Origin of the sequence: Chryseobacterium tongliaonense, from assembly GCF_041224435.1 — a bacterium.
GTDB lineage: Bacteria > Bacteroidota > Bacteroidia > Flavobacteriales > Weeksellaceae > Chryseobacterium > Chryseobacterium tongliaoense.
The window spans coordinates 100,021-116,311 of record NZ_JBGFFD010000003.1; the positions used below are offsets into that span (position 1 = coordinate 100,021).

The 16,291-nt window shown below is 35.4% G+C and carries 16 protein-coding genes and 1 riboswitch; of the genes, 11 read left to right on the forward strand and 5 right to left on the reverse strand.

Annotated elements, in window-relative coordinates; translation table 11 throughout:
- Positions 1-59 precede the first annotated feature (59 nt).
- The 3 genes from AB8P06_RS07925 to AB8P06_RS07935 all read left to right on the forward strand — a co-directional run bounded on the left by AB8P06_RS07925 (position 60) and on the right by AB8P06_RS07935 (position 3,763).
- Positions 60-2,207, forward strand: a complete 2,148-nt coding sequence (locus AB8P06_RS07925; protein ID WP_369840257.1) for an endonuclease MutS2 — start codon at positions 60-62, stop codon at positions 2,205-2,207.
- Positions 2,208-2,237: 30 nt separating this feature from the next.
- Positions 2,238-3,038, forward strand: coding sequence for a hypothetical protein (locus AB8P06_RS07930; RefSeq protein WP_369840259.1), 801 nt, complete (start codon positions 2,238-2,240; stop codon positions 3,036-3,038).
- A gap of 44 nt (positions 3,039-3,082) precedes the next feature.
- Positions 3,083-3,263, forward strand: a riboswitch (cobalamin riboswitch).
- 116 nt (positions 3,264-3,379) lie between these two features.
- Positions 3,380-3,763 (forward strand): acyl-CoA thioesterase, encoded by a 384-nt coding sequence (locus tag AB8P06_RS07935; protein ID WP_369840261.1) that lies wholly within the window; start codon positions 3,380-3,382, stop codon positions 3,761-3,763.
- Positions 3,764-3,926: 163 nt separating this feature from the next.
- Here AB8P06_RS07935 and AB8P06_RS07940 read toward each other — a convergent pair whose 3' ends face one another.
- Positions 3,927-4,517, reverse strand: a complete 591-nt coding sequence (locus tag AB8P06_RS07940) for an HD domain-containing protein (RefSeq protein WP_007843621.1) — start codon at positions 4,515-4,517, stop codon at positions 3,927-3,929.
- A 257-nt stretch (positions 4,518-4,774) separates the two neighbouring features.
- Here AB8P06_RS07940 and AB8P06_RS07945 point away from each other — a divergent pair, with 257 nt between their 5' ends.
- The 8 genes from AB8P06_RS07945 (at position 4,775) to AB8P06_RS07980 (ending at position 12,356) form a co-directional block, all read left to right on the forward strand.
- Positions 4,775-5,104: a PadR family transcriptional regulator gene (locus tag AB8P06_RS07945; RefSeq protein ID WP_007843620.1), complete on the forward strand. Its 330-nt coding sequence runs from the start codon at positions 4,775-4,777 to the stop codon at positions 5,102-5,104.
- Positions 5,105-5,114: 10 nt separating this feature from the next.
- On the forward strand, positions 5,115-6,833 hold the full coding sequence (locus AB8P06_RS07950) for a PspC domain-containing protein (protein ID WP_369840264.1): 1,719 nt from the start codon (positions 5,115-5,117) through the stop codon (positions 6,831-6,833).
- A gap of 312 nt (positions 6,834-7,145) precedes the next feature.
- A complete protein-coding gene (locus AB8P06_RS07955; protein ID WP_369840266.1) occupies positions 7,146-7,748 on the forward strand; it encodes a 1-acyl-sn-glycerol-3-phosphate acyltransferase in 603 nt (200 codons plus the stop codon).
- Between the two features lie 80 nt (positions 7,749-7,828).
- Complete coding sequence (locus AB8P06_RS07960) at positions 7,829-8,257, forward strand: PaaI family thioesterase (RefSeq protein WP_369840268.1); 429 nt, start codon at positions 7,829-7,831, stop codon at positions 8,255-8,257.
- 97 nt (positions 8,258-8,354) lie between these two features.
- On the forward strand, positions 8,355-9,350 hold the full coding sequence (locus tag AB8P06_RS07965; protein WP_369840270.1) for a hypothetical protein: 996 nt from the start codon (positions 8,355-8,357) through the stop codon (positions 9,348-9,350).
- A 15-nt stretch (positions 9,351-9,365) separates the two neighbouring features.
- Positions 9,366-10,460, forward strand: coding sequence for an RNA polymerase sigma factor (locus AB8P06_RS07970; protein WP_369840272.1), 1,095 nt, complete (start codon positions 9,366-9,368; stop codon positions 10,458-10,460).
- A gap of 17 nt (positions 10,461-10,477) precedes the next feature.
- Positions 10,478-11,365 carry a hypothetical protein gene (locus AB8P06_RS07975; protein ID WP_369840273.1) on the forward strand — a complete coding sequence of 296 codons (888 nt, stop codon included), beginning with the start codon at positions 10,478-10,480 and terminating at the stop codon, positions 11,363-11,365.
- A 22-nt stretch (positions 11,366-11,387) separates the two neighbouring features.
- Positions 11,388-12,356 carry a chorismate-binding protein gene (locus AB8P06_RS07980; protein WP_369840275.1) on the forward strand — a complete coding sequence of 323 codons (969 nt, stop codon included), beginning with the start codon at positions 11,388-11,390 and terminating at the stop codon, positions 12,354-12,356.
- A 602-nt stretch (positions 12,357-12,958) separates the two neighbouring features.
- On the opposite strand, the gene AB8P06_RS07985 is transcribed toward AB8P06_RS07980, so the two are convergent.
- Genes AB8P06_RS07985 through AB8P06_RS08000 form a run of 4 tightly spaced genes read right to left on the reverse strand, consistent with a single transcriptional unit; the run spans position 12,959 to position 16,286 of the window.
- Positions 12,959-13,153 carry a hypothetical protein gene (locus AB8P06_RS07985; RefSeq protein WP_369840277.1) on the reverse strand — a complete coding sequence of 65 codons (195 nt, stop codon included), beginning with the start codon at positions 13,151-13,153 and terminating at the stop codon, positions 12,959-12,961.
- A gap of 4 nt (positions 13,154-13,157) precedes the next feature.
- On the reverse strand, positions 13,158-13,760 hold the full coding sequence (locus AB8P06_RS07990; protein WP_369840279.1) for a MarC family protein: 603 nt from the start codon (positions 13,758-13,760) through the stop codon (positions 13,158-13,160).
- Between the two features lie 43 nt (positions 13,761-13,803).
- Positions 13,804-15,543: a BatD family protein gene (locus tag AB8P06_RS07995; RefSeq protein ID WP_369840281.1), complete on the reverse strand. Its 1,740-nt coding sequence runs from the start codon at positions 15,541-15,543 to the stop codon at positions 13,804-13,806.
- Positions 15,543-16,286, reverse strand: a complete 744-nt coding sequence (locus AB8P06_RS08000; RefSeq protein WP_369840283.1) for a tetratricopeptide repeat protein — start codon at positions 16,284-16,286, stop codon at positions 15,543-15,545. The genes AB8P06_RS07995 and AB8P06_RS08000 overlap by 1 nt, the downstream gene beginning before the upstream one ends.
- Positions 16,287-16,291: the final 5 nt, after the last annotated feature.

The window sequence follows — 16,291 nt, forward strand, 5'->3', positions numbered from 1 at the left end:
TTAACTCATTTCCAAATTATCACATGATCATATTCACTTTTTCTCACTAAATTTGCAGTGTGTATATAAATAAAGAAGATTTAAACGAATTAGAGTTTCCGCAATTGCTCGCGGAAATTTCTCCTTTTGCGTATTCTCCGAAAACAAGAGAAAAAATCCTTCAACTTCGTCCGATGGAAATTGACGAAGCAGAACTTTCATTGAAAAAAACTTCGGAATATTTATCGAGTTTTGAAAGTTCAAATGCTATTCCGTTTGATGAGTATGAAGATATTGAGTCTGAGCTTAAGCTGATGCTGATTGAGAATTACCGTCTTGAAAACAATGCTTTCATCAAAATAAAAACGCTTACGGAACAGATAGGAAAACTTCAGAAGTTCTTCCCTACGATGCCGGAAACTTTCCCTAATTTAATGGAAGACGTTTCCGTACTGGAATTCAAAAAAGAGATTATTGATAAAGTTGATAAGGTTTTTAACCGTTTTGGTGAGGTAAAAAGTGAAGCTTCCCCGGTTCTTAAAACTTTAAGATCTGAGATCCAGATTGCAAAAAAAGCGATTCAGGAAAATTTCAACCGGGCCTTATTCAACTACGGTCAAAGTGATTTTCTGGATGACATCCGCGAAAGTATTATTGAAGATCAAAGGGTTTTAGCGGTAAAATCCGGATTCAAAAAAAGAGTTCCGGGAAGAGTGCTGGGACTTTCAAAAACCGGTTCTATTACCTACATCCAGCCGGACAGTGTTGTAAAGCATTATTTCAAGCTTCGGGAAAATGAAGAGGAAGAGAAAAAGGAGATTGATAAGATCCTGAGAAAACTGACTGCTGAACTGGCAGAATTCCAACCTCAGCTCTGGAGATACCAGATTTACATTTTTGATCTTGATTTAACGAGAGCCAAAGCTAAGTTTTCAGAAATGATCAATGGAGTTCTTCCCAAGATCAACCGTCATAAAACACTGCGATTAAGAGATGCATTCCATCCGCTATTGTGGTTGAGAAATAAAGCGGAAAACAAAACGATTTTCCCACAAACCCTTTCTTTAACGGAACACAACAGAATCATCTGTATTTCCGGACCGAATGCGGGCGGAAAATCCATTACCCTGAAAACGGTAGGATTATTACAGCTGATGATTCAGAGTGGCATTCTGGTGCCGGTGCATCCAAAGTCCGAAATGTTTTTCTTTGACAAGATCATGACGGATATCGGGGATAACCAGTCTATTGAAAACCATCTTTCGACGTATTCGTCAAGGCTGAAAAAAATGTCGGGAATCATCCGTGAATCTGATGCCAATACGCTTTTGCTGATTGATGAGTTCGGGACAGGTTCCGATCCTGAATTAGGTGGAGCATTGGCAGAAAGTTTCCTTGAGTTTTTCTACGATAAGAAGAGTTTTGCAATCATTACAACGCATTACACCAATATAAAACTGGTTGTGGAGCAGCTTCCGAATGCAGAAAATGCGGCCATGCTGTTTAATGAAGAAACCCTGGAGCCGATGTATAAACTGGAAGTCGGACAGGCCGGAAGCTCATTTACATTTGAGGTTGCTGAAAAGAATAAAATCCCGAGGTTTATTATTCATTCTGCCAAGAAAAAAGTAGAACATGACATTGTAAATCTTGATAAAACGATTGTCAAGCTTCAACAGGAAAAATTTGAGGTTGAAAAACTGAAATCCGATCTTGCAGAAAGAAAAGAATCTGTGGAAGATAAACGTGATAATCTGCAAAAACTGAATGACCAGCTTCAGCAGAAACTTTTTAATTTTCAAAAGCTTTATGAGGAAGAGCACCGTAAACTTCAGTTTGGAAATAAAATCGAAACTTTTATCGACAGCTATGTAAAGGGAAAATCAAGGAAGGATGTTGTAAAGGATTTTGTGAAAATTCTGGAACAGGAGAAATTCAGGAAAATCGGGGCTGATAAAGATGAAACCAAGCGCCTCCAGGTTGTCAAAAGAAAAATAACCCAGCAGCTGAAAAAAGAGGAAGTCATTGAAAAAATTACGGAAACCAACGAAAAGATAGAGGAAAAACGTAAAAGTGACCGTGCTGTCTGGATGAAAATAGGACAAAGGGTTCGCATTACCGGAAGCACCAGTGTAGGAACGATCGAGAAAATTTCACGAAACAAGGTCATTGTGAATTACGGAACTTTTAAAACAACTATTGATGCTGAAGAGCTGGAAAGAATTTAATTTATATATTTGAGCTGTTAAAAAATTTTCATGATGATTTCTTTAAGCAAAGCATTTTACCTATCCGTTTTCAGTGTGTTTTCTTTAGCATTTGTAAAAGGGCAGAATAAAGTTCCTTTTGGAGTTGTAAAGGCGGAAGAAGGCTATGCAATGGTGCGTGTTCCCAAGGATAACTACAGAAAAATTGTAGACAAAATCCGCATGCGCAGAGGAGATGTTTTTGTTTATGTAAAACCGGCTCCGGGAGAAACCGAGTGGATCTGGATAAAATATCCTGAAAAATCTGAAGTGGAAAAACCGTTTGTAAGATATGACAGTCTTAATAAAGAAGGAATGGTCAACAAAGAGCGTATTGCTTTTATTGATCAGCTTCCTCAATACACTCCTTCCAAATCTAAGAACGGACGATCACTGATTTTCACAGATAATAACAATCCGAAAATTCCGGCCGCACAAAGAAGTAAAGTGATCATCGATATTTATCCTTCCAATGCAAGCTACCGCAAACAGGAAAAGGATGCCAACGGAAAAATCCTTACGATAGATAAAATAAAGCCCTGGGGAATCGGAAATGAGCTTCCTGAAGGAATGACGGAAATCAAATCCATCAGAGTACAGCAACCGGGAAGAGGCTCTGTTTTTGTAAGAGAAGCGATAAAAAATATGTTTCAGCCGACCATGGACTTCAATAATATCGGAGTTACTTCCATTGATGATGATCATATCTTTCTATATATGATTAATGGTAGCGGTGAAAACAGATATACAACATTCTGGACAATAAAGGAAGGAAGGGTAATCAGCCAGATTATTTATAAAAATCCGGAATAATCCGTCAAATTCCTTATTTTTGTCACCGAAAAAGTTTTTAATACTTATTCATCACAGGAACTGGTTCTGTTTAAGTACAGATTAAAAGGGAATCGTGTGAAAATCACGAACTGTCGCGCAACTGTAAGTAACGAAAATTCTTTATTAAAAATCCACTGTACCGAAGTATGGGAAGGGAATAAGGAAGTTACAAGTCAGGAGACCTGCCTGTTTCTATAAACAAGAAACTTTCGCGATTTGAAGTTTATTGATCTGATGGATTGTTTCAGGAATCTCGAATGTTCCTGTCATCTTCCGTTTGTTCCAATATATTTCATTTCGTATTAATTTAATAATGAAATATGACTACAGAAGAAAAAATCCAAGCATCTGAAACCCGGATTTTCAAAGCGGTTTTCCCGAACACTACCAATCACTACGATACTCTTTTCGGAGGTACAGCAATGCAATTAATGGATGAAGTAGCTTTTATTACCGCAACCCGTTTTGCAAGAAAAAGAGTGGTAACTGTGAGCAGTGACAAAATCGATTTTAAAAAACCTATTCCGGCCGGGACTATTATAGAATTAATCGGAAAGGTAGCTCATGTGGGAACTACAAGTATGAAGGTAAATGTTGAAATTTATACCGAGCAGATGTATTCTTATGAAAGAGAGCGTGCTATTGTAGGTGATTTTACTTTTGTGGCGATTGATGAATTCAAGAAACCAATTCAGATACTATAAATTGTGAAGTTTCGGGCGGCCTGTGGCCGCCCGAAACCTATTTTATCTTTTAGTCCTCACAATAATCTGGGATATTATCTCAATAGTATTACCTCGAAGCGCCTTTGTCCGACTTCAAGAATCACCGGTTCAAAAATCTTAGTTTATCCCTGCGATAAATAAATCATCTCAAAACCTTCTCTGTTTCCAGACTTCTGTCTAATAACAGCTGAAAAGCTTCACCCATTTCATCCGAAGCTCTTGTGATCGCATTTTCCAGCATATTCCTGATCTGTTTTTCTGTAACTCCGGCCTCAGTCCAACTTTTTCCTGAAGTGTGGGAATTTAAAATAAAGGGCATAATCCGGTCTATGGCACACGCGAAAATAGCATCGGGTGTTTTTTCTTCCTCAAATTCCAGCCAGAGATTAAAAAACTCTGTGCTTAAAGGCTCATCCAATATCCCGAAAATATTCTGAGCTGAAATTTTTTCCCTTTCAAACTTCCCGATCATGGCTTTTTCATCAAACAGAAAGGTATCGCCTGCTTCTATTTCTACAAGATCATGAATAGAAAGCATCCTTATTACTCTTAATAAATCAATATCTGCCCTGTTTTTAGCGTAAGGATAAAGGATTTGGGCCAGAATAACAATCTGCCAGGAATGTTCGGCAGTATTCTCCCGTCGTGAATCATCTGCATTATAATTTCTTCTCTGTACATTTTTTAAAGCATCAACTGCTAAAATAAAATCGATTTCCTTTTGAATTTTCATCTTACAAAAATAGGAATAGTGATCCGAATTGTAAATTTTTCGGCTTTTATTTTAGATTAATTTTATAAACTCCAAAATTCGATTAAAATTTATTAACCTGATTATCAATTATTTAAACATACTTATATAAAAATTTCACTACTTTGTATTGCATATTACCATTTTATTTACATATCTTTGTAATGTAAAATTAGAATACGCTCATCTAGCTAGGGGCACAATTCTAAAAATATAACTAATTAAAAAACTTAATTGAGATGAATACTGAAAATACCAAAGCGCAAATGCGAAAAGGAATTCTGGAATTCTGTATTTTAAGTCTCATCAATCATCGCGAAATGTATGTTTCCGACCTTATAGATGAACTGAAAAAAGGAAAACTGGACGTTGTGGAAGGCACACTCTACCCTCTTTTAACAAGATTAAAAAACGGCGAGTTCCTTTCTTACAGATGGGAAGAATCTACAGGAGGACCACCCAGAAAATATTACCAAATAACAGAAAAAGGCAAGTTATTTTTGGACGAACTTCTAAATACCTGGAAAGAACTGACAGATTCTGTAAATCAAATCACTCAACAAAATTAAAAACAAAGCTATGAACAAGACACTCTCAATAGGACTCGCAGGTTTTTCTTTTACGATAGAAGAACACGCATACATAAAGCTCAGCGATTATCTTAATGCACTGAGAAGCTCTTTAGATGCTTCGGAAGCTGACGAGGTAATGCATGACATAGAAATAAGAATGGTTGAAATTTTCAGAGATTCTTTAGGAAAACGTGAAGTAGTAAACGACTCTGATGTAGAAAGAGTAATTGCTCAGATCGGAAGCCCTGAAAAAATTGAAGAACAGGAAGAAGCTTACTATTCTGAAAAAAATTCTAAAAAAACATTTACTTCAGGAACTGAATATACTGATAAAAAACAGTTGTTCCGTGACCCTGAAAGACAAAAAATAGCCGGTGTTTGTGCTGGGCTTGCCCACTACGTAGGAATGGATATTACTGCAATGAGAGCAATCTGGCTGGGAGTTTTCATCCTTGGAATATTTACAGCAGCAATTTCTTCTTCATTAATTGCACTGCTTTACATCATTCTTTGGATCGTACTTCCTAAAGCAGAAACCGCAGCAGATTTTTTGAAAATGAAGGGAAAGCCTATGAACTTCGATAATCTGAAAAATGAATCCAACAAACTGGTTCAGTTTGCCAACGAATCTACACAGAGAGTCGGAGAAATGTATAACGAAAGCAAACCTTACATCAACAATGCCGGGAGCGGAATCTGGAATATAGTAAGATATGTTTTAGGCGGAATATTCGGATTAATGTCTTTTTCCTGCTTAATCGGTGTATTTGTGATCTTCGGATTTATGGGAAATAATGACTTCCCGCCGATCAGCGAAATGAACTTCTATTTTGATAATGAAGGGATGAAATACATCATCATGGCAATGATTGTTCTGGGAAGTTTGATTCCTGCCATGTTGTTCGCCTTATTAAGCATCAAATTGATTTCACCAAAGACCAAATTAAGAAATACGGGTTGGGTTTTAGGAGCATTGGTTCTTGGCTTGATCGCAGTATCCATTTATTTCGGAGTAAGCATGGCGAAAAAAGATATGTTCTTAAAAGGCCATAAGGAAGATACGGAAGAGATTTCTATCAATACGGCATCAGACAGTGTTTATGTTGATCTTAAACAAATCGTTATCCCACAGAATTTCACAGGCTATGAAGACGATCTTTATTCAGACAAAGTATCAGTTTTCGAAAAAGATTGGATCCATGTTGACGTAACAAGAAAAGCTGATATAAAAACACCTTATCTGATTATTAAAAAAGAAGCAAAAGGGTATAACATTCCGCTTAACGTAAATGTTCCTGTAGATGTCATCAATAATAAGATCATTCTTCCTAATTATATCAAATATCCTTACGAGCACCGTTTCAGAGATTACAGTATCGATTATGAATTGGTAGTTCCTCAGAACACAATAGTAATCCCTGTAAAAAAAGACGGAATTGATTTAAACGGAGATTTAAACGGAGACGGAATTAATGATGATGACCAAGATGATGATGACGAAAACGGAACTATAAGAATTGAAAAGAATAAAATTTCTGTAAACGGTTCTACCTTCGAATACAATTCCAATGATAAAGACAGTGTGATCATCAACGGAAAAAAGGTTCCTGCGAACAAAGCTGAGAAAATCATTGATTCAACAACATCAAAAATCAAAAAAATGAATGGTGATGTAGATATCAAAGTGAATGACGGTAAGAATGAAATTTCCATAAAAACTAAATAATAAACTGCAGAGAGTGGCAGAAGGTGTGAATGGATGGCAACAGTTTGAAATTCACACTCTTCTTCTCTCAAGCAGATTAAAAAAACAATAATATTTAGTTTTTTATATTAAAAATTTATCATACCTTCGTAGAGTAATTAAAATACAACCAAATCAATAAAAACACCTCAACCATGGTACAAATAGCATTAGAGATTGTAATGAAAATCGTAGATTTAATCAGCGGTTTGTTTTAAGAGCGATAATATTTCAATATATTTGTAAAGTATAACCTGTTTTTTGGTTATACTTTTTTTGTTTAATAAACTGTATATGAAAAAACTAATCGGCAAACTGATGCTAAAACTGATGGGTTGGAAAGTCGTTCTTCAGGGCGATGTCAACAATCTGAACAGATGTATTCTTGTGGTAGCTCCGCACACTCACAATATGGAATATATTCTGGGTAATTTTGCTTATTGGTCTTTAGAAAAACCGTTAAAGGTAATTATTAAAGATGCTCACACCAAAGCCTGGTATGGTGGTGCTGTAAAAGGTCTTGGCGGAATCGGGATAGACAGAAGCCAGAAAAATGATCTGGTGAATTTTGTTGCCAATGAATTTGCTAAAGAAGATTTCAGCTTGGTAATTACCCCTGAAGGTACCAGAAGCTGGGTTCCGAAATGGAGAAAAGGATTTTATCATATGGCTTTGGCCGCAAAAGTACCTATTGTTCTGGCAGCCGGAGATTTCAAAAGGAAAATCGTTTACCTGGGCTATACCATTCCTTATGAAAGAATCGCTTCCGTACCCTTTTCTGAAATAATGGAAGAAATACAGAATTATTACATCAAAAACGATATTGTTCCAAAAGTCCCGGCCAACTGGAATCCGAATATTATGGGACAGGGAAATGAATCAGAAGTTAGGAGTTAGGAGTTAGGAGTTAGCGAAATTACTGATCAATTATTATTCATCACTCATCAATTATAATTTTATTATTTATCATTTAAAATATGAAAGGTCAAACTAAAGAAGAGCTACTAGAATTTATTAATAATTGGGGAGACGTAACTCTGGCCAAAACACTGGAGATAAAATTCATCGATGTAGATATCGAAAATGAAACCCTTACAGCAACCATGCCTGTTCTGCCCAGAGTACATCAGCCTTTCGGAATTCTGCATGGTGGAGCCAGTTGTGTTTTAGCAGAAACATTAGGTTCAAGCCTGTCTAATATTTTCATTGACGGTGATAAATATTACGGTGTGGGTACCAATATCAATTCAAACCATCTAAAAAGTAAAAAGGATGGAATCGTTACCGCAACCGCCCGCTTCATCAGAAAAGGAAAAACCATGCACGTTTCTGAAATAGAAATCCGGGATGAAAAAGGACAGCTGATCAATCATACGACCATGACCAATAATATTATCAACAGATAATCAGGATCATTAAAAATATAAAGACTCATTTTTTTGAGTCTTTTTTTATTATTGCTGCAACCTTTTTGTTTTTTGTTATCTTATAAGAAAAAGAACTATGAAAACATTATTTATTCCCTTTTTATTCTTATTGGTATTTTTTACTTCCTGCAGGGAAGATGATACAGAAACATTAGAAAAAAATGTAGCTTCATATGATGTATACATTGCAGGCAAAGAAAACAACCAGCCATGTTATTGGAAAAACGGACAAAAAATCAATCTGCCGGTCAGTAATATTTACACTCCAAACAAAATAATTGTAGAAAACAATCATGTATATATCGGTGGAAGAATTGCCACTGTTTCTTTTGCTTATCATACTTTCTGGAAAGACGGCGTAAGAGTAGACCTTGATCAATACCTTAACGTACCCATAAATAATATTCCCGAGATCTTTGATTTTTACGTTAAGAATGGAGACATTTATTTATTGGGGATTGCAACAAATCCCAATCCAGCCACTCCAGCAGAAAAGTATGAGTTCTGCTACTGGAAAAACGGAGTAAAAACAATTCTTTTTACAGATGAATTCACTTATAATGACTTCTGTTCAATAACCGTATATGATTCCAAGGTGTACGTTTCCGGACATAAAAAAATCAACGGAATAACTACTTTCGGGTATTTTATCAATACCACCTTTTATCCTTTAGTGTCGGGCTATTCTAATAACGCAATCGCATCCAATGCATCCAATGTCTATTTATTCGGCAATTCTCCCGTTCTTTTTTACAGAAATCTGCTGACCAATGCAGACACTCAAATAACAGATCCCGCTGTCGGCTTCATATCCCGTATTTTACTGGATAATAATGATGTTTATTTACAGTCATCAGATAAATATTTTAAAAACAGCACTAAAGTTTTAATAACGGATCCTCAGTATAATTCTATACAAGACATGAAAGTCGTGGATCAGAACGTGTATATGATCAGATATGATGATAATGGAGGATATAAAGTATTCATCAACAATGTAGAAAGCCAGAGTCTCCTGCCACCATATTCATTTGATAACGGATTTTTTGCGATTGATGTAGTTCAGAATTAAACGGTTTAAAAAAACATGCACAACTCCACAGACTGGAAAAAAATATATAATGAGCATTCCCCAAAGCTATTGGGGATTTGCCGCAGATATATACAAGATGTTTATACTGCGGAAGATATTATTCAGGACTGTTTTATCAAAGCAATTCAAAACAAGCACCAGCTCAGAGACGAAAAGCTCCTGTTTGCATGGCTGAAAAAAATCGTAATAAATCATGCTTTACAATATTTACGGAAAAACAGCAAGGAGCTTTTCATTACTGTTGAACCTTCAGAAATTCCAGATACCCTTTCAGAAATGACCGATCCCGTTTCAGAAGAAAAAAACCGTATTTTCATTTATGATTTTACAAGAGAAGAGCTTTTATCATCCATCGATCATTTGCCTTCTCATCATAAATCGGTTTTCAATTTATACTGTATAGAAAACTATTCTCATTCAGAAATTTCCAAAGTGTTGGGCATCTCTGTAAACACCTCGAAATCCCATCTGCTAAGAGCAAAAAAATTCATACAGAACGACCTTCTCCGTAAAGTAAGTCCAGCTACTCCGAAAAACAAAAATAAAATAACTCAACTGCTTATCTTATTGGGATTCGGAGGCTTATTATGGGCACAAACCTTCAGAAGTAAATTTTCAGATTTCAATATTTCTCCTTCAAAATCATTTGAGTTTCCGGAGAATAACTCAGAAAATCATATTCATTTTGCCTCAGGATTTAACCCGGCGTGGAAAAAGAAAATAATTATTACATCTACCCTGTTATTAATTGCCGTAGGTTTCATTTTTATAGCACATCCGGTAAATATCCCTTCAGTAAATACGCCGGCTTCCGGGCAAAACACAGCAAAAGAAAATCAGGTAAAAAAAGATCAATTTCAAAATATCGAAACAGATCAAAATTCAAAAGATAATTCTGCTGAAAATTTTAATAAAGATATTTCTCAACCCGATATTCCGGAAACTCAACCGGTAACAAGTGAAAAAAGTACAATCCGTAAACAAAAAACAGGAAAGCTTATGCTTAAAGATTCGGCTGATACGATTTCAAAAAAAGTAATCATTGTTAAAAAAATTATCCAGAGAGATACGATATTTGTAGAAAAATAAAAATAATAACCCAAACCATGTTTCTTAGAAAACTACTCTTCATTTTTTCAATTATTGTGTTACAGTTTTCGAAAGCCCAAAGAACTAAGATCGATACGGTTTATGTTTATGAAAAGGTCGTCGTGCATGATACCATTTATTTAGAAAAACCCTTACAATTAAAGCCAAACAATGTTTTTATTCCAAAAGCGAATATCCGGGAAAAGGAGATCAGAAATATTAAGCAGCTAAATAATACCGAAAATAAAGCTGATGCTGAAAAAAAAGAACAATTGCCATCCGGCTTTCAATATGGTGTTGAAGCAGGCATAGGATTAAAAAAAAGTGACTGGACAAAAGGCCTGTCCAAAACCCAACAACAATCCGGAGAGAATTTCGGAATCTGGGTCTCAAAAAGCATCATCAACCGCGGATTATCATTGATGCTATCAGCTAATGTATATTATTGGAATTCGACTTTTGATCTTAATGCCAATAAAGAGGATACCTTTTTAAACGGCTACTATTTCAGCAAGGATCAGCAGCCTTTATTGTTCCAACGCTTCAACAATAAGCATTTTGAATATGCACTTCAGCTGAAATTATTATATGAATGGAAAAATATCCGTCCTTTTATCGGTTTCCTGGCGAACAGAAATATGTATAAGATGAGCTTTCTGGTTCCTGAAAACAATGTTCTGAACAAACCGGATGATTTCAAAACCGATCAAAATAGCTATGGATTTTCTTTTGGAATACAATATCGTGTTTTTAAACGCTTTTTATTATCTTTCGATTATCAGCAGTATACGATGAAGAATATATCATTAAAAAACAGCGCATTTGATTTTGACATATTTAAGACTAATAATACCTTTGCAGAAAGAAAATTAAACCTCGGAATATCATATAGTATTTCAAAGTAGATTTTCTAAAAGCCGCAGACTCATGATTTATTTCAAACTTCCTTTTGATGAAAAGCTGTACACAACAGATCATCATTCAAACAAAAATTCAGTTAGTTTTTATTCTTTTGATAATTCCCGACAACTCAATTTCCCGGGGAATATTATTGAATTAAGTCCGGAAGAGTTTGAAAATATAACTATAACAAACGAATCATTACCCGAAAATAAAGATCATTTTACAGCTGAAACCCGTACTGAATATCTTCAGAAACTGGAAAAAGTTATTGAAGTGATCAAAGAAAATAAGCTTCCGAAGCTGGTGCTTTCAAGAAGGAAAATATTCAGTGATTTTTCTACCATTGATGTAAAAGAAAGTTTTAAAAACCTGTGCGCTTCCTATCCGAATGCCTTCAGATACATTTTTATTAATGATGAAAATGCCTGGATGGGTGCTTTTTCCGAAGTTCTGGGAAAATTTAATAAAACGACCCATCAATTTGAAACAATGAGCCTGGCGGGAACCCTGCCTGTCTCTGAAAGCTGGTCTGAAAAAGAAATTGAAGAGCAGAAACCCGTTTCCGGATATATCAGAAATATTCTGAAAAATTATGCTTCCGAAGTGGAAGAATCAGGCACTTATGATCACATCTCCAGAAATATCAAGCACTTACGGACTGATTTTAAAGCAGAAATAAAGCCTGAAGAAGTAGATAAAATCATTCAGGAATTGCATCCTACTCCGGCTGTTTGTGGGATTCCAAAAGATTTTTGCAAAGAAAATATTCAGAAGTTTGAAAAATTTCCCCGCGAATTATATGCCGGCTATATAAAAATTGAAACGGAAGATACCATATACTATTTCGTTAACCTGCGCTGTGCAAAGCTATACAGGGATTCTGTACATTTATTTGCAGGTGGAGGAATTACCGCTCAAAGTAACCCTGAAAAAGAATGGACTGAAACGGAACTAAAGTCTGAAGCTGTCCTGAAAAACCTGCTTATTTACTAATCATTTTACCCTTATTCATTTCAAACAGAGAAGATTTGATCTTCTTTGAGAGGATACCTATTCTTTTTTACCAGCCACCTTTTTTGCGGTTATTAAAGTGAAAATCTTGTTTTGCAGGATAATCGAAGAAGTATTATTATAAATTATGGATATTATTTTGCTCTTTAATGATAAATCGGTATCAAAATTGCAAATAAGTAATTTGTGTAAAACAATACTATTTTTAATCTTAAAAACACAAATATGAAATTAAAAAATTTAAAAAGTACGGGAGTTATTCCCCAGGAATTCAAAAAAAATGAAAAAAGTAGAAATGCCGGAAAAATGAGTATTAATTATTAAATAAAGGCAAAAAAATGTTAAAAGGAATTAGCGAAGCTACCGTTAGAAAGATCTTGATATCTCTATTCGTATTTATATTTCTGGTGTTTGCTATGAAATATTCAACTTCAATTTTAAGGCTTTTTTTTAATATGGTAAATAGAGAAATTTAATACCTGAAAAAGCTTTTTATTGACTTCGGACGAATTCAATACAATCGATTAAAATAAAAAATCCCCTCTGAATACAGAAGGGATTTTGATTTTTTATAATAGAGAAGATTATTTCTTTACTCCGATCCTGCTCCATGTATCCAGTACAAAAAGTAAAATCAACCCGATAACGGCTGAAGCAATTGAGAATACAAATTTCAGGTTATCTTCAGATAAAATTTCCGACTGCCAGTCTAAAGCATAAAGATTAACGGCGATAAAAACGATGAATAGTACTAAAAATACTTTATAAAACTTCTGCATGATCTTAAAAATTAATATAGTTCTGCACCAATTGGGCAAAGTTTGCGGTAAATAATTTAATTGAAATTGCTAAAAGGATGATTCCGAAAACTTTCTGCAAAATAGCCAGTGTGGCTTCGCCCATTTTCTTTTCCAGCCATTTAGCTGATTTCAGCACCAAATATACGAAAATTGTATTGAGAATAATTCCACAAATGATATTAATATCGTGAAATTCAGCTCTCAGGGATAATGTAGTGGTTAAAGTTCCCGCTCCAGCCACCAAAGGAAAAGCAATAGGAACAATTGAGGCCGATTTGGCTTCCGTTGTCTTATTAATTTCAATCCCTAAAATCATCTCCAATGCAATGATAAAAATGACAAATGCACCGGCAATGGCAAAGGAATTGACGTCTACGCCGATAAATTTCAGGATCTTGTTTCCTACAAATAAGAAAACGATCATGATTAATCCTGCAGTTACAGATGCTCTTCCGGCCTCTACCTGACCGAATTTCTGCTGTAAACTTACCACAATGGGAACTGAACCGATAATATCGATAACGGCAAAAAGAACCATAAAACTGGTAAGTATTTCCTTAAAAGAAAAATGATCAAAAATTTCCATCTTTTGTAATTAAAAATTTCGCAAAAATATGAAAAAAAATTGACTATTTGCTAATCTGAGAATACAAATTAACAATCGCCTTTAAAAGTTCATCAATCCCTTCTGAAGATTTCACAGGAGAGTACTTCTCCATCTGAATTCTCTGGGAAAGGTTTCTATACTCTTCAGCAACAGCATTTCCTTTATAGCTTTCCAAAAACTTCCTGAAATCTTCTGCAGAGCTCTGAAAATACTGATTTCTCACATCAGCATCCAATTCCTCCACCACATGGAAAAATTTCACATAATCACCGCTGTCTTTAAGATTTTCAAGATATCCGAAATAATCATTAACATCGGTTTTCAGTCTTTCTCTTATTTCTTTTTCTGTTTCTGCAACAGATCCTAAAGGTTTTGGCGGTACGGTTTCTTTAACCAATTTACGTTTTTTTTGCCAAGTCTTAAATAAAAGATAGGTAATAAACAGGCCAATCAGGATAGCAATGTTAGTCAAAAGAATATTCCAGTGAAATTTGTTCTTTTCTTTAACTTTAAACGATGTGGTTTTTAGTACCGGGCTGTTTACCGTTTCTAAAAAGGTATTGGTATATTCATTTACTTTTTCAACGGTTGTACGTGATTCCACAATCTGCTCATGAGAGAACGCATTCAGTGATAAAGTTTCCTGGCCTAAATCAACATATTCCTTGCTTGCAGGATCAAAGAACGCAAACTCTTCTGTTTTAATGGAAATTGGGCCGGCTTTATTCGGAATGATAATATAATTTGCTAAAACCTCTCCTTTTATTCCCACAGTTCCGGGAGCTACTTTTGAAGTGATTTTAGGAGCAAAAATTTCATAATCGGGAGATGCTGCAAGCTTCGGCAGAATCATATCCGTTAAATTACCTTCTCCGGAAACCTTTACAACAACACTGACCGGTTTTTTCACTTCAATTTTTTCTTTTGAAGCATTATAAACACTGACGCTGAATTTCCCGACTGCATCTTTAAAGTATTCGGGAGAACCTTCGGGCAGTTTTTTTACATTAAGTTTTACTCTATTGGAAAGTATTTTATTTTTATTGCTGTAAGTATTCACAGAAGCCGATACGGGCGGAACTTCCACATAACCCGCTTCGTTAGGAAATACCATAAACATCGCCAAAACCTGTGAAGCCATATTTCCATAACCAGAAGAAGGGTCTATTTCAGATTTTTTGTAACTGATAGGATGTACATTGATATTGTCCTGCTCCGGAAGATGGATGTTTTTCACTTTCCTGAAGTTATCCATATTCCTGGAATATACTTTCAGTACGGCAATCGTCGGCTGATCCTGATATACTTCCCTGTCTTCAATCTCCATATTCAGGTAGACATCATTGGAAGCATTATTAGCTACAGATTTTTTGTCCACTTCTTTGATGAAGACGTCAAAAGGCTCTGTTTTATAAATTTTATTGTTGATGGTAACAAGAACCGACCCTATTTTCACTTTCCCTTTTTGCTTAGGCTCAAGAGCTACCCTCGTTACGTATTGGGTGATCACGGTATTGGTTTCCGGATCCATATAACCGCTGGTTACGGAACCGCTTCCGATCATATTAAATTTGGAAAGATCGGGTAAACGAAGTGGCGTCTGCTGATTGTATTCGCTTCCGTTTAATTCGAGGATGATGGTAAGGTTGATAACATCCTTGCTGGTGTAATCCGTTTTATCCGGAGTAATGGAAAAGTTGATCTGTCCGTAAGAAATTACGGATGTAAGAAGGAGTAATATGTAAATCAGTCTGTGCTGCATCACCAATCTTTCTCGTTGCTTTCAGGCATCGAATAAGAATTTTTATTTAAAATTCTTCTGGCGGTTTCTTTTTCTTTATCGCTTACTTTATTTAATATTGCGTTTTCAAGATCTTTGGGTATTTTACCTTCATTATTCTGGTTCTGGTCCGGATTATTTCCCTGCTGACTTTCACCCTGATTTTGCTGGCCTTTTCCCTGATCTTTTTGATCTTTCGGATTGCCTTTTTGATCATCATTTTGTTGTTGGTCTTTACCACCGCCTCCTTTTCCTGAGTTGTTCTGTTGGTTCTTTTTCTGCTGGTTCTGTTTTTCTTTCAGTTTGGCAATTTCATAGTTTTTTCTTGTTGCCTCATTGTAAGGATCCTGCTTTAAAGATTGCTTATAAAAATCTGCTGCTTTTTCCGGCTGATTCATCTGCATATAGGTATTTCCTAAATTGTGCAGGGCAGCAGCTTTATCCGGAAGGGTCTGAGAAAGTTTCTGGGCTTTTTCAAACTCAGCTTTAGCCTCTTCATATTTTTTATTCTTATACAAAGCATTTCCTAAATTGTAATGGGCCGTAAAATCTTTTTGATTGGTTTTAATAGCTTCCATATACCGGGAAGATGCTCCATCATAGTTTTTACCGTTAAATTTCTGGTTTCCTTCATAGACCAAAGTCCTGTAGCTTTCCTGTCCAAACAAGAAGCCTGAAGATAAAAAAGTAAGAATAAACGATAAAAAAATGATTTTAGTATTCATCAACT

What these genes read in the sequence shown, in the direction of transcription:
- AB8P06_RS07930 (WP_369840259.1), top strand. Translation starts at nt 2,238, where the DNA reads ATGATGATTTCTTTAAGCAAAGCATTTTACCTATCCGTTTTCAGTGTG.
- AB8P06_RS07935 (WP_369840261.1), top strand. Translation starts at nt 3,380, where the DNA reads ATGACTACAGAAGAAAAAATCCAAGCATCTGAAACCCGGATTTTCAAA.
- AB8P06_RS07940 (WP_007843621.1), bottom strand. Translation starts at nt 4,517, where the DNA reads ATGAAAATTCAAAAGGAAATCGATTTTATTTTAGCAGTTGATGCTTTA.
- AB8P06_RS07945 (WP_007843620.1), top strand. Translation starts at nt 4,775, where the DNA reads ATGAATACTGAAAATACCAAAGCGCAAATGCGAAAAGGAATTCTGGAA.
- AB8P06_RS07950 (WP_369840264.1), top strand. Translation starts at nt 5,115, where the DNA reads ATGAACAAGACACTCTCAATAGGACTCGCAGGTTTTTCTTTTACGATA.
- AB8P06_RS07955 (WP_369840266.1), top strand. Translation starts at nt 7,146, where the DNA reads ATGAAAAAACTAATCGGCAAACTGATGCTAAAACTGATGGGTTGGAAA.
- AB8P06_RS07960 (WP_369840268.1), top strand. Translation starts at nt 7,829, where the DNA reads ATGAAAGGTCAAACTAAAGAAGAGCTACTAGAATTTATTAATAATTGG.
- AB8P06_RS07965 (WP_369840270.1), top strand. Translation starts at nt 8,355, where the DNA reads ATGAAAACATTATTTATTCCCTTTTTATTCTTATTGGTATTTTTTACT.
- AB8P06_RS07970 (WP_369840272.1), top strand. Translation starts at nt 9,366, where the DNA reads ATGCACAACTCCACAGACTGGAAAAAAATATATAATGAGCATTCCCCA.
- AB8P06_RS07975 (WP_369840273.1), top strand. Translation starts at nt 10,478, where the DNA reads ATGTTTCTTAGAAAACTACTCTTCATTTTTTCAATTATTGTGTTACAG.
- AB8P06_RS07980 (WP_369840275.1), top strand. Translation starts at nt 11,388, where the DNA reads ATGATTTATTTCAAACTTCCTTTTGATGAAAAGCTGTACACAACAGAT.
- AB8P06_RS07985 (WP_369840277.1), bottom strand. Translation starts at nt 13,153, where the DNA reads ATGCAGAAGTTTTATAAAGTATTTTTAGTACTATTCATCGTTTTTATC.
- AB8P06_RS07990 (WP_369840279.1), bottom strand. Translation starts at nt 13,760, where the DNA reads ATGGAAATTTTTGATCATTTTTCTTTTAAGGAAATACTTACCAGTTTT.
- AB8P06_RS07995 (WP_369840281.1), bottom strand. Translation starts at nt 15,543, where the DNA reads ATGCAGCACAGACTGATTTACATATTACTCCTTCTTACATCCGTAATT.
- AB8P06_RS08000 (WP_369840283.1), bottom strand. Translation starts at nt 16,286, where the DNA reads ATGAATACTAAAATCATTTTTTTATCGTTTATTCTTACTTTTTTATCT.